This window comes from Methanocorpusculum bavaricum DSM 4179 (assembly GCF_000430905.1).
In the GTDB taxonomy this organism is placed as follows: domain Archaea; phylum Halobacteriota; class Methanomicrobia; order Methanomicrobiales; family Methanocorpusculaceae; genus Methanocorpusculum; species Methanocorpusculum parvum.
Window position 1 is genome coordinate 103,666 of sequence record NZ_AUMX01000002.1, and the last position, 20,635, is coordinate 124,300.

Here is a 20,635-nt window from a genome sequence, read left to right on the forward strand (position 1 = left end):
TTAAATCAATAACAGTTAACTACCCATGGCTCCGTCAAAAACTCTGATCGCCGCATCCCTTCTCCTTGCATGGATGGGGACCGTTGCTTCGATCATGATACTTGCTCGGACCATCAATATCGAGATCTTTTTTGTACTCTGGCTGATCGGCTTTCTGATCATCACCGAGTTCTTCGTCGTCACCACTCTCCGGCCGAAAAGCGCCCGCTGGCAGCGCCTTATCGGCATTGCAGGCGTCGGCATCTTTGCCTTCATCATCATCATAAAAATCGTGGAGATCATCGCAAAATGAAGGCAAACCCCGCCGCCGCCGCCGCACTCCTCGCCGTTATTGCGGCCGTCATGCTGATCACGCTCGTTGCGGGCGGGGGAACGCTTCTCTACGCTGCCGAGGGACATACCAACACCTCCAGCCACGCCGATCCGTCCACGATCGCCGTCATGACGACCGAAGAGGCCGAGACCATTCTTCCTCTCATGGGAGATATCATCGGCCTTTCCTATGATGCGGTCTATCAGCTCTATCTCAATGATCCCGAGTATGCTGCCCGGTATCTCGCCGCATATGAAAATACGGTCAGCCGGCTTGGGACCAATCTGGGAAAGATCAAACTCACCCAGACCGAGATAAACCAGTTCCGAAAAGAATCGGCTGCTCTTGGAACATCCATCAGGATTATCCAGGGGGATGTGGTGCGTCTTGCAGAGATCGATCACCTCAGACGTCAGTATGCATCCGATGGAAATACTGCGGCCCTCTATGAGCTTGCAGCAGAATCCAAACTCATTTACGGCGAACTTGCCCTGACCGCAGAAAACTACGCAGGATCTGCAGAGATCATGCAGCAGATCTCGGCCGCCTACGGGCTCGATCCGGCCAAACTCCAGTCTTCGGTCCCGCTCCTCAGCCAGGTCATAATTGCCGCCACTTCGGGAAAACTCACCGTCACGACAGATGCACAAGGAAATATCGTCATTATCGACACCTCCGGGACCACGACCGACACCTCCGGGTCCATCACCATCTCGGTCGATCCTTCGATCGCACGCTACGGCGATACCCTCACGATCTCGGGCATCGCACGGGGAACCCAGGGGAGCCTTGACATCTACTGGGACACCACCCTCTGGGGAACAGCATCGGTCGACAGTGCCGGATACTACACGAAAAAACTGAAGATCGGCAGGATAGCCGAAGGCATCCACGCGGTCACCGCTCAGTCGGGCGGCATCACCTCCAAACCGGTCTATATCACGATCCTCTCACAGCCCTCGGTCGTTGCTATCCTCAAAGATCAGCAGGAAAACGGCGAACTCCACCGAAAACTCACGCTTTACGGCTCGCTCTTGACTGAAGACGACCTCCCGGTCGTCGGAGCGCCGGTAACTGTCTACTCTGAAGATCATATCCTCATCGGGACAGGCATCACCAATGCAAACGGGATCTGGAATGTCTCGGCTGAGCTCATCGACGGAGGCTACGCGTTCTACGCAATATTTGACGACGTCTCCTTCCCTCTCGAGGAAAGCATGAGTGAACTCTATCCGGTCACGATACTTGATCCGACCATATATTATATCATACTTATCGCCGCCTGCGGCGTTCTTCTCGTTTTGGGGATTCGTTTCGTCGTAAAACGGAGACCAAAATACGCCTCCGGAAAAGCTCCGCCGCTGACCCTCGAACCAGCGCCTAAATCTTCCGGGCCGTTGAAAAAGATCCGTGACGCCGTCACTAAAAAAGAGGATCCTGATGCGGATCCCCTTCGCCGCCTCTACAGGAAGACCTCGGTCTTCCTTGCAGGAAAATCAGGGATAGCAAACGTTGCCGTTCTGACACCGCGGGAGTTATTGGCCGCGCTTTCCGCACCAAACGAGAACATCAAAGAGTTTATATCAACGTATGAGTATCTCCATTATGCGAACGTTTCGGCAGGTCACGACCAGATAAAACATCTGGAGCGTCTTTCTAAACAGATCATTGAGGGCTATACATGACACATGCTCAACATAAGTTTCTGACCACGAAACGATCCGGCATACCCGGGATCGTTCAAAGATCGGCAGTTCTTCTGCTGATCCTCACGCTTTTCTTAGCCGGCGGTTTCTCCGGCTCTGCCGCAGCCGAAGAGACAGACCCTGTCCAGACGACTGGCCCCTCAGCGGAACTTTCTGCTCTCGCCGCCGCATTGAACAGCACCGCCGCTTCTCTGAAAACCGGGGATCCACACGCCGCTGCCGCTGAGATCAGCCTGATCTCGGCGGATATCGACTCCGTCCGCACCGTTTTGGCCGGAACTCCGCTCGCTTCTTCCGAGGTCCAGGACCTTATCCGGCTCAAAAACAGTCTCGATACCTCTGCAGCCGATCTTCTTATCGGGGGTGCGGATACTTCAGCGGCGGTTTCTGCTCTGACGCAGGCAGAGACCGATGTTTTGGGCATCAGAAATACCCTGATCTCTACCTATACATGGGCCGGCAAAAATCCGGATGAATTCGAGTATGATCTCCCGCTTCTGGAAACATCTCTCCTTCGTCTTGCAGCCGTCTCCCAATCACTTGAGAACACGGCGGCCTCCCTTTCCGCAGGTTCACCGGACATCTCAGCCGCCGGCGGGCAGCTTTCGCAGCATATCGATGATCTTTCGCTCATAAGGGACCGGCTTGCCGCTGATTTGGCGCCCGCCGCTCTCACCGATGAACTGAACCTGACCGTCTCCAGTCTTAGGACCGCCGCCGATTCCCTGCAGAACGGCGGTGATCCGCTGACGGCTGCGGATATGCTCGGCAGTGCGGCCGAAGTGCTCGTCCGGCTCTCGGCGGATGCTGCACTCCTCCCGACAACGGCACCGACAGAAACTCCAGCAGAAACCCCAGCAGAAACTCCTGCGGAGACCCCGGTGCAGACCGTCACCATGCCTCAGACGACGCTGACAGCCGCACCGACACAGACGAACCTTGCAGAAACGCCCACCCCTGAGGTGATCATCCCGGACGAAACAGAAGATGACGGCGCAGGATTTATCGTTCCGATCATCATCATCATCAGTGTTTTCGCTGTCGGTCTCGTTGCAGTTGCCTTCTTCATCCGCTCGAAAAAACGAAACGGCAAAAAATCTCCGGCAAATCAGGAGACGGCAGTGCCAAAGACGCCTGCTCCCAAGCCTAAAGAAGAGCTGTTTGTGCCCGTAGCTTCGTTCAGTGAAAAATCCGACGCTCCCAAAGCAGAAAAACAGCCGGCAGAGCCGGAACAGACGCAGACGCGTGTCCAGGCTTCTGAAACGGTCAGCCTGGATCCAAATGCAGGGGCCGCAGAGCAGTTCAGAATTGTGGCTGCCGCGATTGCCAAAAACCGCGGCCTCCTTGGTTCAAGCGAAGCCCTCTCACCCAGAGAGCTCATCGACCCGAAGAATCCGAGCGAGCTGATCAAAAAGTATGTCGCCCTCTACGAAAAGGTCCGCTACTCTCCCGGTTCCACACCTGAAGACATCGCCAGCCTCGCTGAACTTGCAGCCAAGATCCTTAAAGAGAACACATGAACAAACGCGTCGCTGCAGCCCTGATCCTGATACTCCTTGCCGGACTGATCCTGGCCGGTCAGCTTGCCACGACAAGCGATGAATACAGCCGGTACAACATCAACTGGAACGGGACCTCGGACTTCTTCGGCCTTGCAGCGGACAAACCATCAGTTTTCAGCTACGACGATCTGCCTGCCGGCAGCGGGAGCACCCTGCTTATCATCGCGCCGGGCACTGAATTCGGCGGGCTTTCCCGGTATCTTTACGAGGGAAACACCGTCATCATCGCCGACCAGAGTGGAAATGCCAACATTTTTCTTGAACAGATCGGCAGCTCCATCCGGGTCCATGATCAGCCGGTCAGATCAACCAGCATGGAGTACAAAGACATGGGCATTTTCCGCGGCACGGTAGAGGGCGATCTTTTTGGATCCAATGTCACCACCCTCACCTTCAACTACCCGGGGTATGTCACCGGCGGCGAGACCGTCGCCGCAACTTCCCATCTCTCCTGGGTCGACGCCAACAAAAACAACATCCCCGACGCCTCTGAACCACTGAAAGTTTATTCTCTTATCGCATCAGAAACTATTAGTACTGGTCGTGTCATCGTCATTGCTGATCCATCGGTCTTTATCAACAGTATGCTTGTCCGTACCCACACCGAAAATATCCAGTTCATCAATGCTCTCCTCGAAGAGGAGCTCATAATCGATCAGACCAACTCGGCATCGACATCAGGCGGGGGGCTCTGCCCTCTTCTTGGGGCGATGCACAGATATCCTGCCCTTGGGACCATCCTCATAACCATTCTTTTCATTCTAACAGCCGTTATCGGCATCCGGAGATTCCGCTTATGACAGAACAGCAAAACATTGATACCATACGCACCTTCCACGACGATCTCAAAAAACGACTGCATCAGTGCATCATCGGGTATGACGACCTGATGGATCTTCTGACCATTGCATTACTCAGTGACGGCGCTCTTCTTATGGAAGGGGTCCCCGGGACTGCAAAGACCACACTGTGCAAATTCTTTGCGCAAAACATCGGCGGACACTTCGGCCGCCTGCAGGGTGCGGTCGACATTCTCCCAATGGACGTCCTCGGTGTCCAGAAGTATCAGCAGGATACGAACAAATTCTTCTTCTCAAAAGGTCCGATCTTTTCAAACCTCTTCCTCGTTGACGAGATCAACCGGATGACGCCCAAAGCACAGGGCGCTCTCCTCGAAGCGCTCGCCGAGCGTCAGGTCACGATCGACAACGAAACCATCTGCCTCCCCGCGCCGTTCATCGTCATCGCGACCCAGAACCCGTATGAGATGGAAGGAACGTTCAACCTTATCGAGTCGCAAAAAGACCGGTTCACGCTCAGTTACCGGATCAAGCATCTGGATGTCGCGGAAGAGGTCTCTGTTCTGAAGAAAGGGATGGCAGGATCCCTCAATCCCGGGATCCTCGATTCCAAAGACAAGCTTGTCGAAGATCCTTCTGAGATCCTCGCCATGCAGGCGATGGTCAGATCCGTCTATGCAAGCGACGACATCCTTTCCTACATCGGCGATCTCGTCGAAGCCACCAGAAATCATCCCGATATAAAACTCGGCATCAGCACGCGGGGGTCCCTAGCTCTGCTGCGCAGCGCCATGGCCAATGCTGCGATCCAGGGACGCGAGTATGTCATCCCTGACGATGTCAAATATCTCGTGCCGTTTGCATTCGCTCACCGTATCATCATGAAACGCGAATCGGCCCTGAGCAAAATTACTGTGGATTCAGTCATTGATGATATCCTTCAAACCGTGCCGGTGAAATGATCCATGCGTCCAACACTGCTGACCGGACTCCTTCTGCTTTTCAGCCTGCTCTCTTTCATGTATGCATGGATGATGAACTCAGCAGAGGCGGCGGCGGCGGGCCTTGGACTTTTGGTGTTTGTTTCGCTTTCCGCCGGCATCTTTCAGACAAACCTGCGCAGTCTTGCCCTCTCGCTGACCGTTGTCCGTGAAGCCGACAGGACCGTTGTGGATCAGAACGGGCTCATCAGCATCACATCCGCGATCACTGCCGTGACCGGCCGCCTGACCGCCTCGTTCGATGACGTTCTGCCGCCGGGAGCGCTCCTTGTCTCAGGCTCGCCGGCATTCACCGCCGGCCGGGCATCCTACAGGTTCAGACTCCCGGTGATCGGCTCCTCCTATTTTCAGGGAGTCAGGGCAACCTGCCGTGATCAGTTTTTCACGCAGACCCTGCTGATCGCACGCGGCGCAGAGCTGCCGAAACTTACGATGTATCCAACCGGCATCACAGCCACGCACTTTGCCGTCGGTCAGGGGTCGGGGTGGAGCGCCGTGGAGTTTGACCGGCCTGCTCTCATTTCAGGCTATGACACCCGGATCCTTCGTCCCTACGCCGAAGGAGACAGTGTCCGTAACATCGACTGGAAACTCTCCGGAAAACATCAGGAGCTCTACGTCCGTCTGAAGATGGATGCATCCGGCGGTCTGCCGGCTCTGTTCATCGATCTGCCGCCTGAGGGAACAGCGGATGAACTGCGCCTGCATTTTGCGGAAACCGCCGTCGGCGCTCTTGAAAGCCTCAACATCGGGGAAAATTTCCCGGTGGTCTTCTTCAAAGGAGCAGCTGATCCTGAGATCATCAGCTCCGGGAAGACCAGTGTGATCCTGGAAAAACTCAAAGAGACGGAAAGCATCATCACGGGCGAACATCTCTTCCGCCTGCGTCACCCGTCTTCCCTTGTCAGGGAGACGATGATCACTTCAAGGGATCCGACCAAAACCGAACTGAGGGTCCGCGAGATCATGCGGGAGTGTGCCGGCCGCAAGCCTACTGATTTCGAATCGAAGATGGGCAGTATCTCTGCAGAAATGGCAAAGCAGACGCATATCACCTATGTGACCGCCGCACTTGGAGATCTGAGCCATATGACTTATCTGATCAATGAAACGAAAAGACATCAGCGGCATGCGACGGTGTTCGTCGCCGGCGCCGCAGGAACGCCGCGGGAAACGAAGGTCAGAACTGCGTTCACCCTCGCCGGAGCAGATGTCGTGGAGATGGTCTGAATGGATCTGCGGATCCCTGCATTCATCACGGCAGTCATCGCCGTCGCCGGCGCCTCAAACGACCAGAGGATCATCGCCGGCATTATCGGTGCGGCCTTTGTTTTCTGCACCTTCATCACCCTTCCGCAAAACCAGCGCGTCCTGCTGTTGTCGGCAGCGGGGTTCCCGCTCGTTTTCACCGCAGGCATGCCGGTTTTTACCGGCCTGTTACTCATCAGCGTCATGATAACGGTCCTCACTGCAGCCGGAGTGAAAACGGACACAAAGATCCTTCTTGCGGCTGCAGGAACAGGAGTCGCGGGCGGCATCTTTTCCATGCAGCTTTCGGTCGTTCTTCCTGTCCTGGCCGCCGGGATCTTTACGCTCGCTGTCCTCTATGTGATCTTCGTTCGAGCCTATCGTCTGAAAAAAGAAGTTGAGGGAACAAATACATGAAACTTAAAGCATCACTGATCTCATCAGTCTACTTCGCGCCGGCCGTACTGTTTCTCGCAGCGGTCCTGACCTTTACTGTCTATATCTTTACCAACCGCGCTGATATGACCAGCGCTCTGCTGCTCCTTGCAGGATTTATGCTGTTTATTACCGGCATCCTTCTGCTGACCCTCGCCGACCGCCGGCCGCTTCCGGTCAAACTGACCGAAATGCTGCCGGTCGCCGGATCCCTTGATCTTGCCACGGTCTTTGCCGATCTCGGCGTGACGAGCAGCACGATCCACCGCTATCTCCCTTCGGATGAGTGCATCCAGATCAATCCGGTCACGGGAGGCAGTATCCCCGTGATCCTGACCGATCTGACGTTTGTTTCCACCGAGAACTGGAACGGGGTACAGTATCGTGCGCTTGGCAGTCCTCTCCTTTCTCAGCTGAAACGCGAGGATAATCTGATCATACCCGCAGGCAGCATCGACAGGATCGGAACCTGTATCAGCGAGGTGATGAACGATACCCTTTCGCTGGCAGAAAAGGTGACGGTCAAAACTACCGATACATCCGTCGTCATAATTCTGGAGGAGTTTGCGATGAAGAAGACCTGCGCCGCTCTGCAGGCCCAGTCGCCAAAGTGCTGTACAATGGTCGGCTGCCCGGTCTGTTCGCTGATGGCCTCTATCCTTGCCGAGGGTTCGGGCCGCGATGTGGAAAGCATCAGCGCCGTTCTCGACGGATCCGCGCTGACCGTCTCCTTTGCACTGCATTCTGCGAAGTGACGACGGACAGACAAAATCTTTTTTTTTAATTCTTTTTTGGAGTCGGCTGCCGTAAATAGCGGCAGATAACAGTAACATAAAACTCAGAAAAAATGGACGCTGCCGGTTCAACAAAACCGGCTGATACGTCCCGGCGGGGACTTGAACCCCGGTCAAAAGCTCCGCAGGCTTCTAGGATATCCTCTACCCTACCGGGACTTGTGTTTACACACTAAGTGCTCTACTAGATAGCCTCTTGAATGATATAAAGCCACCGTTTTCATCGGCAGGATTTGCTCTGCCGCGGGAAAGAACTGCAGACTTTTTTCCCCGCAGGACCGCTTACGGCAGGGTGCTGACCGGAAAACCGCCCCGGAGCGCATAACTCCCGTATCGGGTGCAGGCTTTTTCTCCCGCAAAACGCCCCGTTCTTTTCATATAAAAGAAGGGACATATGTGTATCCATGACACAGGAACCAGCCCCGGTCAATCACCCGCGACTAATCTGCACAGCCATCGGTCTCGCCATGGGAATTGCCGTATTTGTTTTATCCCTCATGCATAAGATCCAGCCCGAGTCCGCGATCCTTATGCTCTCCCTTGGCGTTTCCCTCTACGGCGCAGCTCTCCTCCTCTTCAACAAATAGGATCATGAAACCCCTCATTCCGGCGCTTGGCGCCGCACTTATCTTGACCGGCCTTGTCTATTACCTCCTCCCGCCGATGTTCCTTCAGGCAGGAGGGCCTGCATGGTTCCTTCTCTTGGCAGTGAACCCCCTCACCTGCCTTTTCTGCGGCATCGTTTTTGGACTTCTCTGCGGCATCAAAAAATCCGCTATCCTTCTGCCGATCCTTGCCGGCGCCGGATTCATCCCCGCCATGTATCTCTTCTACAATGACTCGGCGCTCGTCTATCTCGCCTTCTATGTCATCACCTCGGTCATGGGGATCGGGATCGGCTGGATCCTCTATCTGAAAAAATAGGATACTTCACTCTTTTTTCGGAAACCTGCGGGCGGTAAACTTCTGCCAGAAGATATAGATCAGAATAATACCTGCTATTACGCCCGCGACCGCCCCTACTGCGTATACCGGCTCCACAAACCAGAGATCGATGATCGCCCTTGCGCCAAACGCCATCGTCAGTGTGGCAAGGATACTGCCGAAGAACACGATCGGCAGAATGATCTTCGGATGGATCGAAAGCAGCCTTCCGATGATCGAAGTGTCGATCGCGCTGGAACCCATAAACGGGGTGAACATAAAGATCAGCAGACCCCCTACGGAAAGGCCTTTGATCCAGGGTTTTCTCTGAAGAAGATTATTTGTTTTTCTGGTGAAAAACAGCAGTATCTGGCCGAGAAGCGGGATCTTGAGCAGCAGATCGAAGTTGAACGAAACAAGTACCGCCAGGGTCATGTCGATCATCACGATCCCGATCAAAACCAGCCACCAGGGAAAACCAAATCCCATCATGACCGGGATGATACTCTCTTTTCCGGCGCCGGGCGCCATGTAGAGAGCAAAAAGAGAGACGCCGAGAATGAACATTTCAGTAGGCAGATAGGCAAACAGCCAGACGACGAAAACGGCCAGAAGCCCAAACATCCCAAAGGTCATTGCGGCCCTGATCTTCAGCGGCGGTTTATAATAAGGAAAGATCTCCTCGGTCATACTCCGTCCTTACGGTAGAATCTTTTCGTGAATCTGCTCCAGACATACGCTATCGCCAGGATTAGAGCAAGGATGATCACCGCCGCGGCAATACCCAGAAGCGGATTGATGTGCCACAGCTGGATCACCGACGACGCTCCCAGAGCGACCGTAAGCGTGGAGAGCACGCTTCCGATGATCACGAGTCCCAGGCTGGCTGCCGGTTTATAGTCGAGAAGCCGCCCAATCACCGAACAGGTGATCGACCCTGAACCCTGGAGAGGGATGTACATAAACAGCAGGAGACCTGCACTTGCCAGCTGCTCCACCCAAGGCTTGGTTCGCAGGACCTTGTCAGCAGTTCGTACGACCCACCGGATCCACCGTCCGATAAGCGGGACCCTGAGCAGAAGATCGAAGTTCAGTGAAACGAACGTCGCCGTGACGATATCCATCCCGACAACCCCGAGAAAGATGACCCATACCGGATAGCCGAGAGCGAGGGCGAGGGGGATGATCGTCTCCTTGCCAAACGGCGGCACAAGATAGGCGCCCATCAGACCTATAAGCCCGAGATACTCGGGACTTGGCGGCATACTGAACACGCCTGTCTCTGGAGGAAACACGAACCAGAACACACCGAGGAGAACGAGATAGACCAGGATCGGGACGACCAGATAGAAAAAACGCAAAAGGATGCGGTATATCAGCTCCTTTCCGGTCCGCCCGTCTGTATTCATGCCTATGTGTTTGTGCGTGGATGATAAAGAGTTGGCGGGTGCCTTTTTGGATCTCCGATAGGATGCGGGCGCAAGGTCCGGCGTAAAACCATTCTGACTCCGGCTATGTGTGCGAATCATTTTTTGTGCGGGCAGGCAATATGTATTCATATGGACTACTCGATTTCGACGCACTGCCTTCACTCAGACCCCCTGGACACCGTGCTGGATACTCTCGCACCCCATACGGATCACGTCGAGATCATGGACGACGGCCCCCACTTCCTCACCGGCGCCGAACTCCTTCACTCATACTCATATACCTACAGTATCCATGCTCCCTCCCGCGGCGTGAACCTCGCGTCTGTCCTGGAACCGATCCGGCGGGCCGCCGTGGAGGTCATCCATGACACCTTTTCGATCGCCGCCGAAGTAGGCGCTCCCGTCGTCATCCACCCGGGATACATCGCATGGGAGTATGAACGCGAACTCGCCGGCAGAAACCTCCGCGCCTCCCTCGCCCAGATCCGCTCGGACGCCGCCGAGTTCGGGGTCACCTACTTCATTGAAAACATGGGGAACTGGGGGTATTTTTACCTCAAGACCCCTGACGACATCGGGCTTTTGGACGGCGCTCTGTTCTGTCTGGACGTTGGACACGCCAACGAGTGCGGCAACCTGCCGGCATTTCTCGAGGTCCCCTTCTCGCATGTCCATCTCCACGACAATGACGGAAAACACGACAGCCACTCAGCCGTCGGCGAAGGCTGCATCGACTTTGACGCTGTTATGAACAAAGTCCGGGAAAACGGCATCCGAAATCCTGTGATCGAGACAGGCACTCTTGAGGGGGCACTCCTGAGTCTTGCACTCCTCAGGGAAAAGGGGTATGCATGAAACCCATCAGACTCACCTGGGAGGCGCGTCTCGCGATTCTTCTTATCGCGATCTCGATCTGCGTGTACGCGGTAAAATTCCTCTTCTTCGGAGATAATGGAGAAAGCAACACCTTATCATACATTTTTAACAGTCTGGGCTTTCTGCCGATCAACATCCTGATCGTTACGCTGATCATCAACCGTCTGTTAACGATGCGGACGAAACGTGAACAGCAGGAAAAGACCCGTATGGTGATCGGCCTCTTCTTCTCCGAGATGGGTGACGCCCTCCTGCGAAAGATGGTCCAATGGGACAAAGCTCCGGAAAAACTGCGCGAAAGCATGCAGGTGACAAAAACCTGGAGCAAAACCGACTACGCTCTGGCGAAACGCCATGCGTCGCTCTTCTGCACCCAGACCCATCCGACCCATAAAGACCTTATCGCGATCAGAGATCTGTTCATGCAGAAGCATGATTTTCTGCTTCGTCTGATCGAAAATCCCGTGCTGCTTGAACAAAACAGCGTCTCCAAACTCCTGCAGGATCTCTTCCACCTGGGTGAAGAACTCGCCTGCCGCACCGATATCCTCTGCGTGCCCGCCTCCGATCTGGCCCACCTCACAGGCGACGTCAACCGGGTATACTGCCAGCTCACTGCCGCATGGCTCGACCACATGGAGTATCTGAGCAGAAACTACCCCTATCTTCTCTCCCTCTCTTTGAGGAAAAGTCCGTTCCTTGTAGAGGATCAGGTGGTTGTCACCGAATAAAAAAAACTTATTTCTTAAAAAAACCGCGGTGCGCGGGTCTGGCCGCCGCCGCATCTTTCTGCAGATTCAGCAGATGATGCATCACCCGCACCTCTTTTTTCAGCTCATCGATGTTTCGGACCAGCATATCGATATTCTTCTGCATCCGTGCCGTCTCTTTAAAGCTCCTCTCCCGCGGCGGCGCGACGATCCCTGCCTGTTCGGCCTGCACAAGGCCGCCTTCGATCAGACGGAGCAGGGCCTCGTTTCTCTCCAGCTCCTGTTTCTTTGCAAAAATATCCACCCGCTCTGCAAGCTCAGGATCCAGAGTAAAAGAAAGATGAAGTGCCATACTGTTACTACTCCATTAGTATTTCGACGGATTATATCTTATGGATGTTCCCGCGCCAGACCCCAGACGCGAAATGTCTGAACGACTCCGTCGGGAACCGGCACGCCGTCGGGCAGCCTCGCTGAGGTCCCGTCATTCAAAATCACGACCCGAAACGAGATATTCCAGCCGTCGATCAAAGCCGCCGATCTGGTTTCATACACCTCGCGTGCCAGATCGCGGGTCAGATAGACTGTATGCTCCGTATCTTCAAAGAGCACCTCCCTCATATAACGCATGATATACCAGCGCAGCTCGCTTGTGAGGGACAGACCGCTCGACACGGTCGCCACCTCGAGCGTTACGCCCCAGGGCATCTCTTTTGGATGGTAGAATCGGAGGATGTGCCGGCTCGTCTCGGAGTCCGAGAGGGTCCGGTACAGATCGATTCCTGCTTTGCCAATACAGACCAGACGCATCAGATATACATTATATCCCGGCGCTCATCATCCTTGTCCTGATGCTTGACCTTCCGGATAGCCTGCATAAAGTTCGTGCTGGTGATCAGATCATCATTGTTTCTGATGGCAAGCATACCTGCCTCGCGGCAGATCGCTTCGATCTCGGCTCCGGTCAGTCCGTCGCTCATACGAACCAGTTCATCGTAATCGACGCAGGAGACAGAGCCTGCCGCCTCCATCTTCTTCATGTGGACCTTGAAGATCTGCATTCTGGCTTCGCTGTCGGGCGCGGGGATCTTGATCAGGCGGTCGAATCTTCCCGGGCGGAGGAGAGCGGCGTCCAGCATATCAGGGCGGTTGGTGGCCGCCATGATCCGGATGTTTCCGCGGTTGTTGAACCCGTCCATCTCGGCAAGAAGCTGCATGAGGGTCCGCTGGACCTCGGCCGAGCCGGATGTTCCGTCGTTGGTCCGCATACTTCCGACCGCGTCGATCTCGTCGATGAAGACCACGACGCCGTTGTTCTTTTCTGCAAGATCACGTGCCATCTCGAAGAGGTCGCGGACGAGCTGGGCGCCTTCGCCGATGTACTTGTGGACAAGTTCGGACCCGGCCATTCTCAGGAACGGAACGCCTGCATTATTTGCCACCGCTTTGGCGATCAGCGTCTTGCCGGTTCCCGGCGGCCCGTAGAGAAGCACGCCTTTGGGCGGGACGACGCCGAACTTCTCGAAGGATTCGGGCCTTGTCAGAGGATATTCGACCGCTTCACGGACTTCGGTGATCTCATTTTTCAGGCCGCCGATGTCGGCGAAGGTGATCGTCGGCTTTTCTTCCAGTTCCATCACGCGGACCCTCTCGTCGATGGTGTTTCCAAGGATCTTGACGACCGAAAGCGTGTTGTTGACCGCAACTTTGGTCCCTGCCTTGACTTCGGCATAAAGCACGGGGTTTGCCTGGGTCACATACTCCTGATTGTTGCCGAGCTGACGAAGATACAGCTCATTCTCGTCGAGTTTCTCCAAAACGACCGCAACAAACAAGGGCAGACGTTTCAGCTGGGCATTCTCCTTTTTCAGCTGGGCATTGTCCATCCGGATCTTGTTGTTTTCCTGTCTGAGTGAATCGTTCTCGGTTTTTGTTGTTTTGATTATTTTATGGAGAGAATCGTTCTCTTTTTTCAGGAAGTGTGCTTCTTCGCGTACCTTGGCGTATTGGTCATTGAGATCCCCGAAGTCAAGGGCATCCGGGGAGAAAGGGGACTCGCGCGTGCGGGCAGTATTGGGAGTTGTTATCTCGTCTTCCATATAGTGTAGATACGTTTAGAGTTCGTGATTTAAATTCTATCGCATCTGAGCACTTACCGTGAGAGGGCGGTCAGACCGGTGCGGCCGCGATATTTATCATGACGTATCCATATCCGTCCCGCAGGCTCCCCGTGTCCGGTGAAGGCGCCGCAAAAAACCTATTCGACTTAATACAAAAAACACCAACATAATAATACTATGAACGATGCAGAGGTCCTGATGAACCCCAACGACTTAGTACAGTATCTGAAAAAAAGTCCGGAATACTTTACAAAAGACGATATACTCCGTTTCTGTGAAGAAAATGATGTCAAAATGGTCAACTTCCGTTACGTTGCCTGCGACGGAAAACTCAAGACCCTGAACTTTGCGATCTCTTCCAAAGAGTATCTCGACACCATCCTCTCTGACGGCGAACGCGTCGACGGAAGCAATCTTTTCTCCTTCATCGACGCAGCAAGCTCTGACCTCTATGTCGTTCCGCGGTACAGCACCGCGTTCATGGACCCCTTCTCCGAGGTCCCGACCTTAAACATCCTCTGTTCCTACTATGACAGCACCGGGCGTCCCCTCAATTCATCCCCGGAGTATATCCTTCGTCAGGCCGAAACCGCATTCAAAAAACACACCGGCATGGAGTTCAAGTGTCTTGGAGAACTCGAATACTATGTCATCTGTGAAGAAGAGGCGCTCTATCCGGGACGCGATCAGAAAGGCTACCATGAATCAGGTCCCTTCTGCAAATTCGAAGCAATGCGCACCGAAGCAATGCTTATGCTTTCCCGTGCAGGCGGCCAGATCAAATACGGACACTCCGAAGTCGGCAGTTTCACCAAAGACGGCTACTATTATGAGCAGCATGAGATCGAGTTCCTGCCGACAAGCCCGGTGTTTGCCGTCGAACAGATCATCATCGCCAAATGGATCCTCCGCATGCTCGGCGCCCAGTACGGCGTAGAAGTGTCTTTTGCTCCGAAGATCACCGTCGGTAAAGCAGGTTCCGGCCTCCACTTCCACATGCTTGCCGAAAAGAACGGCAAAAACGTCATGATCAAAGACGGCGTGCTTTCCGACACCGCCAAACGCATGATCGTCGGTATCCTCGACGTCGGCGATGCGGTCACCGCGTTTGGAAACACCATCCCCACCTCCTACCTCAGACTTGTCCCGCACCAGGAAGCGCCGACCTACATCTGCTGGGGTGACCGGAACCGGTCCGTCGTCGTTCGCGTTCCTCTCGGCTGGACGGGTTCCACCGACATGGCTGCCGAAGCAAACTTCGGTCTCAAACGCAAAGCCGACAAACTCTCCAAACAGACCTTCGAATACCGTGTAGCCGACGGTTCGGCCGATATCTACGAAACCGTCGCCTGCCTCATCTGCGGCGCTATCCACGGACTCGGCATGAACGGCGCTCTTACCAAAGCAGATGAACTCTACGCTTCTGGCAACATCTTCAACGAGGAGTACAAATCGTTCCTCAAGACCCTGCGTCAGCTGCCGACCTGCTGTTCCGAGTCTGCCGACATCCTTATCGCCAAACGCAAGATATTTGAACGCGATGAGATCTTCCCGGCAGGCGTTCTCGAAGCGCAGGCTGCAAAGCTGAAGGCATTCAATGATCAGGGTCTCTCCGACCGGATCCTCGGCGACGCAAAAGCCTTCTCGGAACTTGTGGAAAAGTTCATCCACGTCGCCTGAACAATAATATCATATGGGATTATTAGGCAACATCGAACGTGCTCTGGGCGTCTGGTATCCGGATAAGGACACGGAACCAGACGACGGCAACCCCTTGGTAGCTCTGGCGTTTCGCGAGTATGTGATCAAACGGCTTGGCAGCGGCTGGACGGCGACCGGCCGCGAAGAACGGCAATCAGGGGAGCCGGATCTTCTTGCTCTGAGAGATGCGGACGAGGTCCGTTTTGATCTGGTCACCTGTTACCGGAGCAGGATGTTTGTCGGTGAGGACGGCGAAGCCTATCTGCCGTGGACGACGCAGGAGATCTTCGACAAATATCTTGCCTATGCAAAAGCCGAGGGAAATCCCTTCTACGTTGTCTTCGGTCTCCACGGATTTGCCGATGTCCCAAAGTTTCTCTTCGTCCTTCCTTTGGAAAAGGCCGTGACCGATCTGAAAAAAAGTGTTCTTCAGCAGTATGAGATCCCGGCAGACCGGGACCTGTTCTGATCTGCGCGGTTTTCCGGCACTGACCCCGGCGGGGTGCCGATCTCCATGTTTTTTCGCATTTTCCCTGTTTTCACTCAGTGACCTGCTGACCTGAACCGAACGTGTTATATGTCAACACGTGTCATACTAATGATATGATATTAGGATTACCCGATATTACGGTTTTCGCTGTTGGCGGAGCCATTTTATTGTGCATAATCCTCCTACTGATCTGGGGATTCACGTTCCCTGAGGAGAAGGAGGAGTGATATGGCACTTGCCGGAGAAAGCACACTTATCACGCTTGTACTCATCGCTGTGTACTTTGTAGTTTTACTTGGTATCGGCGTGTGGGCCTCGAAGAAGATCAAAAGCTCTGAAGATTATATGCTTGCGGGCAGAAGTCTCGGGTTCTGGCTGTTTACCCTGCTGATCGTCTGTTCGATCTGCAGCGGCATGACGCTTGTCGGAACCAGCGGGTTCGGTTTTGCGTCAGGCTGGCCGGGCATCTGGGAGCAGATATTCGTCCCCCTGTCAGCAGCATTCTGTATCATCTTCTTTGGGTCCAAACTCAATAAGATCGGAAGAAAAAACGGGTGTATGACCGTTGTGGATTATTTTTCACTCAGATATGAAAACACCCGGGAACTGCGCGCTCTTTCGGCTCTTGCCAGCATCGCCGTTTCTCTGGTTTATCTCGTCGGGCAGTACACCGCCATCAGTATCGTTTTGATCTGGGTGTTCGGTCTGGAACACTGGCAGGCTCTTTTGATTGCCGGAGTCATCATCACCGCATATACAGTCATCGGCGGCCTGTATGCCGTTTCATGGACGGGACTCGTTCAGGGTCTGATCCTTATCTTCGGCGTGATTCTCGTAGCTCCGTTTATCCTAACCTATGCAGGCGGTCTCGAGCATATTAACACGGTTCTCGCAACGATCGATCCGAATCTGGTCATGCCCTGGTTCCCTTCGGGAAGTACTGCGGCATACGCCTATTGTACGCCTGAATATCTGTTCTCGTTTGGCGTGCTGCTGATAGTAGGTCTCGCCTGCGCCCCGCATGTTCTTTCGAATGTGTTTGCCGCACGAAAAACGTCCTACTTCAAGTGGGCGCCGATCGTGGCATTCCTGATCTATCTCGTGATCATGCTGCTCGTGAAGCTCTGCGGCATGGCGGTCAGGTCGATGCAGGCAGACGGACTCCTCGCGGGTGTTGTGCCGGAAGGGGGCAAGGTCGCGGACTTTGCGCTCATGTACGGTATCCAGGCGGCAAGCCCGAGTATCCTGATCACCGGGCTTTTTGCCGTGATTGTACTCTCGGCAGTCATGTCGACGACTGACCGCCTTATGCTGACGGTCGGAACGACCTTCTCCTGGGATATCTTCAAGACCATGCTTCGGCCGAAAGCAAGCGAACGTCAGGTCGTTCTTGTGAGTCAGATCTGCGTTCTTCTTGCCGCAGTCATCTCGCTGATCCTTGCGATCAACCCGCCGGAGATGCTCGCCTTCCTGATCTGGCTCGGTATCGGTCTGATGCTTTCTGCATTTGCCGTCCCGATGATCGCCGGTCTCTACTGGAGACGGGCAACCGCAGCGGGCGCTATTTCCAGTATGCTGATCGGTCTGATCACCTGTCTCGCGTTCGGCGCTTACTACAACTTCGTGGAGAAACTGCCGATGCACTTCTCGATCTATTCGCTGGCCTGTTCGATCGCCGCAATGGTCATCGTCAGTCTGATTACGAAGAAGAACTCCGAGAAGGCGCTTGATCTGACCTACACAGGCATGTACCTTCACCCGAAGGATAAACCAAACTCATTGACCGAAGAGTCAAAAGAGTAACTTCTTTTTTTTCACGCGAACGATTCGCCGATTGCGGACTTTTGCCTTTGCTGAAATATTTTCTATGCTGCCAACGACTTCGTTGACAATTTCACTGAGATGGGGTGGCTGAAAACGTGTGTGGCCCTCGAAAATAAGATATCTCACCGCGGGCCGCTCCGCGCCGAAGTCGCGGCCCCGCACCCCGAGATCAGAAAAAAATTGGGAAATGCGAGATCTATTTTGAAAAGTATATTTCTTGGATCACACAAAAAGAGAACTTGCTTAAAAAAACGGCATGAAAGCCAACGAAGCGAAACGGAGAGTAAATTTCAGATTTGCGAGCAGTTTTTCCGATAGCATTGTTCTAAGAACCAAAGCCTCATGAGACGTTTCGCAAGCTTAGAGTTCGTGGTGTTTTTAATATACAATCGTGAGCCAGTTACTTTTTTAATCCCGGGGTGCGGGAGGGGACTGGCCAAGGGAGCGAAAGCGACGTGAGCCTTGAGCAAATCTTTGATTTGCGATCCGGCGTGGAGCCCGACGCGGTGGAAATATCTTGTATTTCAAATCACTCGCTTTGACTAGAGTAAGTTATCAAACCACAGAAAAAATGCATACGAAAAAAGAAAAAAATGAGAGGCAGACCAGACCGTGCAGATCAGCGATCCGCAGTCCAGCTCAGGTGTCCAAGGGCACGGTAGGTAAACTCCAGCTCCTCGAAGACCAGGATATTGTTCTTCTTCAAGAGATCGACACCCGGCTTTAAGCAGTCTCCACCGACAAAGGTTCCGACAAGGAGATTATCCGTGCGTTTCGAGTTGTCGATCAGGATCTGGGCGACCCGGTCTGGGGCCAGGACTTTGTTCGGGAAGTTGACGAGGATCGCCATATCCCAAAGATCCTCGTTCTTGCACAGAACATCGAAGACCCCTCTGAAACGTGCCTCCGTGGCATCGCCTAAGAGATCGATCGGGTTGTTCTTGTTCCAGAACGGCGGCAGGAAACTGTTCAGTTCATCGAGCACGTGCTTTGGCAGATCGATGATCTCGATACCCCAGGTCTCAGCGTAATCGTTGGAGAGAACGGCAAATCCTCCTGCATTGGTGATAACGACCGCACGGCGGCCGGTGAGCGGCTTTTTCAGATTTCCAAGGGCCTTGGCGACCTGGAATGCGCCCGGAAGCGTCTTGACCGGAACAACGCCGCACTTTCTGAACGCCTCCATGTAGACCTCAAACGATCCTGAAAGGGAACCGGTATGCGAAGCTGCGGCAGCCTGACCTCTCTTGGAGGAACCTGCTTTGATGGCAACGATCGGCTTTGTCTGGGTGATCTCCTTTGCCATTTCCATGAATGCCACGCCGTTTTTGATCTCCTCAACGTAGAGGATGATCGATTTGGTGTGCGGGTCGCGGGCAGCATAACTCATATAGTCAAGGAAGTCCAGATCACACTGATTGCCGACCGAAACGACCTCGGAGTACCCCATCTCGGAGCCTTCCGACAGGGAGATTCCTACGACTGCGTTGACGATAGCTCCCGACTGGGAGATGAACGCGATGTCGCCCGGCAGGGGCGAGGTGGAAACATACGTCGTATCAAGTTTGTAGGGTGGCAGGATCAGACCAAGACAGTTCGGACCGACGATCCTGATACCGTAGTTCTTGGCGATCTCGACCATCCGGTTTTCAAGGGCGCGTCCGTCCTCGTCCATCTCCTTGAATCCTGCGGTGATAACGACCGCCATCTTCACGCCTTTCTGGCCGCACTCACTCATGATCGCCGGAACCAGCTGAGCGGGAACGGTGATAACGACCATATCCACGTGGCCGGGGATAGCTGAGAGGGTCGGGTAGCATTTGACACCCTGGATCTCGTCGCGTTTGTTGTTCACCGGGTAGACTTTGCCGGGGAACTGAAGGATATTGCGGAATACTGCATAGCCCATCTTGGTCGGATCATCGGATGCTCCGATAACTGCCACGCTTCTTGGCTTGTAGTAGTCGAGCGGCACGATCTTGTTTGGATCATAATGTGCCGGCAGTTCGACCGGACCATCCTGAACGATGACGCGTGCATCGACTGCGCAGCCGCCCTTTTCGTAGAGCCGGAGAGGATTGATATCGAACTCGACAACATTATCGTTTTTCTCGAAGAATGCGCAGGCGTTCTTCAGCGTCTGGAACAGGAACTCCTCGTCGAGCGGAGCCTGGCCGCGGTATCCTCTGATAAGGGTATATGCTTTGATCTGGTGGATGAGGGTCCTGATATCCTCGTCGTCGCAGGGTAAGAGCCGGATCCCGACATCTTTATAGAACTCGACCAACGTGCCGCCAAGACCGAAGGTAAGGACACGGCCGAATGCCGGGTCGATCTTTCCGCCGATGATCAGCTCGAGACCGGGTTTTGCCATCTCTTCGACGATGACTCCTTTGATCTCTGCCGAGGCATCATAGGCTTTTGCCGAAGTTACGATTTTATTGAATGCCTCTTTTGCCTCAGCATCCGTCTTGATCCCGACGATTACTCCGCCCGCATCGCTTTTGTGGATGATCTGGGGGGAGACGATCTTCATTACTACGGGATAACCGATTTTTGTTGCGGCTTTTGCAGCATCGTCTTGTGTCTGGACGATCTCAAAGGCCGGAGCAGGTACATTAAACTGACGCAGAAGGTCATATCCATCCGCTTCAGAGAGCATTTTGGTAGCTTTGACTGACATGTCGGTACTCCAGTAGGT

General features: G+C 54.1%; 21 protein-coding genes and 1 tRNA gene. 15 read left to right on the plus strand and 7 right to left on the minus strand.

All coding sequences use genetic code 11. From position 1 onward, the window contains the following. The first annotated feature begins 25 nt into the window (after window positions 1-25). From H575_RS02355 to H575_RS02390, 8 genes are read left to right on the plus strand one after another with little or no spacing between them, the layout of a single operon-like run. Window positions 26-292: a hypothetical protein gene (locus H575_RS02355; protein WP_042697321.1), complete on the plus strand. Its 267-nt coding sequence runs from the start codon at window positions 26-28 to the stop codon at window positions 290-292. Then, window positions 289-1,998, plus strand: a complete 1,710-nt coding sequence (locus tag H575_RS02360; protein WP_042697324.1) for a hypothetical protein — start codon at window positions 289-291, stop codon at window positions 1,996-1,998. The genes H575_RS02355 and H575_RS02360 overlap by 4 nt, the downstream gene beginning before the upstream one ends. Beyond that, on the plus strand, window positions 1,995-3,539 hold the full coding sequence (locus H575_RS02365; protein WP_042697327.1) for a hypothetical protein: 1,545 nt from the start codon (window positions 1,995-1,997) through the stop codon (window positions 3,537-3,539). The genes H575_RS02360 and H575_RS02365 overlap by 4 nt, the downstream gene beginning before the upstream one ends. Further along, complete coding sequence (locus tag H575_RS02370) at window positions 3,536-4,381, plus strand: DUF4350 domain-containing protein (protein ID WP_042697330.1); 846 nt, start codon at window positions 3,536-3,538, stop codon at window positions 4,379-4,381. The genes H575_RS02365 and H575_RS02370 overlap by 4 nt, the downstream gene beginning before the upstream one ends. Beyond that, window positions 4,378-5,343, plus strand: coding sequence for an AAA family ATPase (locus H575_RS02375; RefSeq protein WP_042697335.1), 966 nt, complete (start codon window positions 4,378-4,380; stop codon window positions 5,341-5,343). The genes H575_RS02370 and H575_RS02375 overlap by 4 nt, the downstream gene beginning before the upstream one ends. 3 nt (window positions 5,344-5,346) lie before the next feature. Further along, complete coding sequence (locus H575_RS02380; protein ID WP_042697338.1) at window positions 5,347-6,612, plus strand: DUF58 domain-containing protein; 1,266 nt, start codon at window positions 5,347-5,349, stop codon at window positions 6,610-6,612. Further along, window positions 6,613-7,047 carry a hypothetical protein gene (locus H575_RS02385; RefSeq protein ID WP_042697340.1) on the plus strand — a complete coding sequence of 145 codons (435 nt, stop codon included), beginning with the start codon at window positions 6,613-6,615 and terminating at the stop codon, window positions 7,045-7,047. Continuing rightward, complete coding sequence (locus H575_RS02390; protein ID WP_042697343.1) at window positions 7,044-7,820, plus strand: hypothetical protein; 777 nt, start codon at window positions 7,044-7,046, stop codon at window positions 7,818-7,820. Before H575_RS02385 ends, H575_RS02390 begins: the two co-directional genes overlap by 4 nt. 126 nt (window positions 7,821-7,946) lie before the next feature. Here H575_RS02390 and H575_RS02395 read toward each other — a convergent pair. Continuing rightward, window positions 7,947-8,018, minus strand: a tRNA-Arg gene (locus H575_RS02395). 245 nt (window positions 8,019-8,263) lie between these two features. On the opposite strand from H575_RS02395, the gene H575_RS09245 reads away from it, so the two are divergent. Together H575_RS09245 and H575_RS02400 are read left to right on the plus strand one after the other, a co-directional pair. After that, window positions 8,264-8,446 carry a hypothetical protein gene (locus tag H575_RS09245; RefSeq protein WP_095642308.1) on the plus strand — a complete coding sequence of 61 codons (183 nt, stop codon included), beginning with the start codon at window positions 8,264-8,266 and terminating at the stop codon, window positions 8,444-8,446. A 4-nt stretch (window positions 8,447-8,450) separates the two neighbouring features. After that, complete coding sequence (locus H575_RS02400) at window positions 8,451-8,783, plus strand: hypothetical protein (RefSeq protein WP_042697344.1); 333 nt, start codon at window positions 8,451-8,453, stop codon at window positions 8,781-8,783. A 6-nt stretch (window positions 8,784-8,789) separates the two neighbouring features. Here the strand turns inward: H575_RS02400 and H575_RS02405 are convergent, their stop codons facing one another. Both H575_RS02405 and H575_RS02410 read right to left on the minus strand, forming a co-directional pair. Further along, window positions 8,790-9,473, minus strand: coding sequence for a small multi-drug export protein (locus H575_RS02405; protein WP_042697345.1), 684 nt, complete (start codon window positions 9,471-9,473; stop codon window positions 8,790-8,792). After that, complete coding sequence (locus H575_RS02410) at window positions 9,470-10,192, minus strand: small multi-drug export protein (RefSeq protein ID WP_042697347.1); 723 nt, start codon at window positions 10,190-10,192, stop codon at window positions 9,470-9,472. Before H575_RS02410 ends, H575_RS02405 begins: the two co-directional genes overlap by 4 nt. A gap of 150 nt (window positions 10,193-10,342) precedes the next feature. Here H575_RS02410 and H575_RS02415 point away from each other — a divergent pair, with 150 nt between their 5' ends. Both H575_RS02415 and H575_RS02420 read left to right on the plus strand, forming a co-directional pair. Continuing rightward, window positions 10,343-11,068 carry a sugar phosphate isomerase/epimerase family protein gene (locus H575_RS02415; RefSeq protein ID WP_042697349.1) on the plus strand — a complete coding sequence of 242 codons (726 nt, stop codon included), beginning with the start codon at window positions 10,343-10,345 and terminating at the stop codon, window positions 11,066-11,068. Next, a complete protein-coding gene (locus H575_RS02420; protein WP_042697350.1) occupies window positions 11,065-11,820 on the plus strand; it encodes a hypothetical protein in 756 nt (251 codons plus the stop codon). The genes H575_RS02415 and H575_RS02420 overlap by 4 nt, the downstream gene beginning before the upstream one ends. A gap of 7 nt (window positions 11,821-11,827) precedes the next feature. Here H575_RS02420 and H575_RS02425 read toward each other — a convergent pair whose 3' ends face one another. The 3 genes from H575_RS02425 to H575_RS02435 are packed head-to-tail and all read right to left on the minus strand — an operon-like array spanning window position 11,828 to window position 13,898. Further along, on the minus strand, window positions 11,828-12,151 hold the full coding sequence (locus H575_RS02425) for a hypothetical protein (protein ID WP_052319922.1): 324 nt from the start codon (window positions 12,149-12,151) through the stop codon (window positions 11,828-11,830). Between the two features lie 38 nt (window positions 12,152-12,189). After that, window positions 12,190-12,609 (minus strand): DUF5804 family protein, encoded by a 420-nt coding sequence (locus tag H575_RS02430; protein ID WP_052319923.1) that lies wholly within the window; start codon window positions 12,607-12,609, stop codon window positions 12,190-12,192. Further along, entirely contained in the window at window positions 12,609-13,898 is a 1,290-nt protein-coding gene (locus H575_RS02435; protein WP_042697352.1) for a proteasome-activating nucleotidase, read from the minus strand. Before H575_RS02435 ends, H575_RS02430 begins: the two co-directional genes overlap by 1 nt. 198 nt (window positions 13,899-14,096) lie before the next feature. Here H575_RS02435 and H575_RS02440 point away from each other — a divergent pair, with 198 nt between their 5' ends. From H575_RS02440 to H575_RS02450, 3 genes are all read left to right on the plus strand, one after another. Next, the gene (locus H575_RS02440; protein ID WP_042697354.1) at window positions 14,097-15,599 is read left to right on the plus strand and encodes a glutamine synthetase family protein; all 1,503 of its coding nucleotides are present in this window, start codon (window positions 14,097-14,099) and stop codon (window positions 15,597-15,599) included. Window positions 15,600-15,612: 13 nt separating this feature from the next. Continuing rightward, entirely contained in the window at window positions 15,613-16,089 is a 477-nt protein-coding gene (locus H575_RS02445) for a hypothetical protein (protein WP_042697356.1), read from the plus strand. Between the two features lie 249 nt (window positions 16,090-16,338). Continuing rightward, entirely contained in the window at window positions 16,339-17,913 is a 1,575-nt protein-coding gene (locus H575_RS02450; RefSeq protein ID WP_042697360.1) for a sodium:solute symporter family protein, read from the plus strand. Between the two features lie 640 nt (window positions 17,914-18,553). Here H575_RS02450 and H575_RS02455 read toward each other — a convergent pair. Beyond that, on the minus strand, window positions 18,554-20,617 hold the full coding sequence (locus H575_RS02455; protein WP_042697362.1) for an acetate--CoA ligase family protein: 2,064 nt from the start codon (window positions 20,615-20,617) through the stop codon (window positions 18,554-18,556). Between the last annotated feature and the right edge of the window lie 18 nt (window positions 20,618-20,635).

Excerpts from the sequence above, each read along its gene's own strand:
- H575_RS02355 (WP_042697321.1), top strand. The coding sequence starts at position 26 with ATGGCTCCGTCAAAAACTCTGATCGCCGCATCCCTTCTCCTTGCATGG.
- H575_RS02360 (WP_042697324.1), top strand. The coding sequence starts at position 289 with ATGAAGGCAAACCCCGCCGCCGCCGCCGCACTCCTCGCCGTTATTGCG.
- H575_RS02365 (WP_042697327.1), top strand. The coding sequence starts at position 1,995 with ATGACACATGCTCAACATAAGTTTCTGACCACGAAACGATCCGGCATA.
- H575_RS02370 (WP_042697330.1), top strand. The coding sequence starts at position 3,536 with ATGAACAAACGCGTCGCTGCAGCCCTGATCCTGATACTCCTTGCCGGA.
- H575_RS02375 (WP_042697335.1), top strand. The coding sequence starts at position 4,378 with ATGACAGAACAGCAAAACATTGATACCATACGCACCTTCCACGACGAT.
- H575_RS02380 (WP_042697338.1), top strand. The coding sequence starts at position 5,347 with ATGCGTCCAACACTGCTGACCGGACTCCTTCTGCTTTTCAGCCTGCTC.
- H575_RS02385 (WP_042697340.1), top strand. The coding sequence starts at position 6,613 with ATGGATCTGCGGATCCCTGCATTCATCACGGCAGTCATCGCCGTCGCC.
- H575_RS02390 (WP_042697343.1), top strand. The coding sequence starts at position 7,044 with ATGAAACTTAAAGCATCACTGATCTCATCAGTCTACTTCGCGCCGGCC.
- H575_RS09245 (WP_095642308.1), top strand. The coding sequence starts at position 8,264 with ATGACACAGGAACCAGCCCCGGTCAATCACCCGCGACTAATCTGCACA.
- H575_RS02400 (WP_042697344.1), top strand. The coding sequence starts at position 8,451 with ATGAAACCCCTCATTCCGGCGCTTGGCGCCGCACTTATCTTGACCGGC.
- H575_RS02405 (WP_042697345.1), bottom strand. The coding sequence starts at position 9,473 with ATGACCGAGGAGATCTTTCCTTATTATAAACCGCCGCTGAAGATCAGG.
- H575_RS02410 (WP_042697347.1), bottom strand. The coding sequence starts at position 10,192 with ATGAATACAGACGGGCGGACCGGAAAGGAGCTGATATACCGCATCCTT.
- H575_RS02415 (WP_042697349.1), top strand. The coding sequence starts at position 10,343 with ATGGACTACTCGATTTCGACGCACTGCCTTCACTCAGACCCCCTGGAC.
- H575_RS02420 (WP_042697350.1), top strand. The coding sequence starts at position 11,065 with ATGAAACCCATCAGACTCACCTGGGAGGCGCGTCTCGCGATTCTTCTT.
- H575_RS02425 (WP_052319922.1), bottom strand. The coding sequence starts at position 12,151 with ATGGCACTTCATCTTTCTTTTACTCTGGATCCTGAGCTTGCAGAGCGG.
- H575_RS02430 (WP_052319923.1), bottom strand. The coding sequence starts at position 12,609 with ATGCGTCTGGTCTGTATTGGCAAAGCAGGAATCGATCTGTACCGGACC.
- H575_RS02435 (WP_042697352.1), bottom strand. The coding sequence starts at position 13,898 with ATGGAAGACGAGATAACAACTCCCAATACTGCCCGCACGCGCGAGTCC.
- H575_RS02440 (WP_042697354.1), top strand. The coding sequence starts at position 14,097 with ATGAACGATGCAGAGGTCCTGATGAACCCCAACGACTTAGTACAGTAT.
- H575_RS02445 (WP_042697356.1), top strand. The coding sequence starts at position 15,613 with ATGGGATTATTAGGCAACATCGAACGTGCTCTGGGCGTCTGGTATCCG.
- H575_RS02450 (WP_042697360.1), top strand. The coding sequence starts at position 16,339 with ATGGCACTTGCCGGAGAAAGCACACTTATCACGCTTGTACTCATCGCT.
- H575_RS02455 (WP_042697362.1), bottom strand. The coding sequence starts at position 20,617 with ATGTCAGTCAAAGCTACCAAAATGCTCTCTGAAGCGGATGGATATGAC.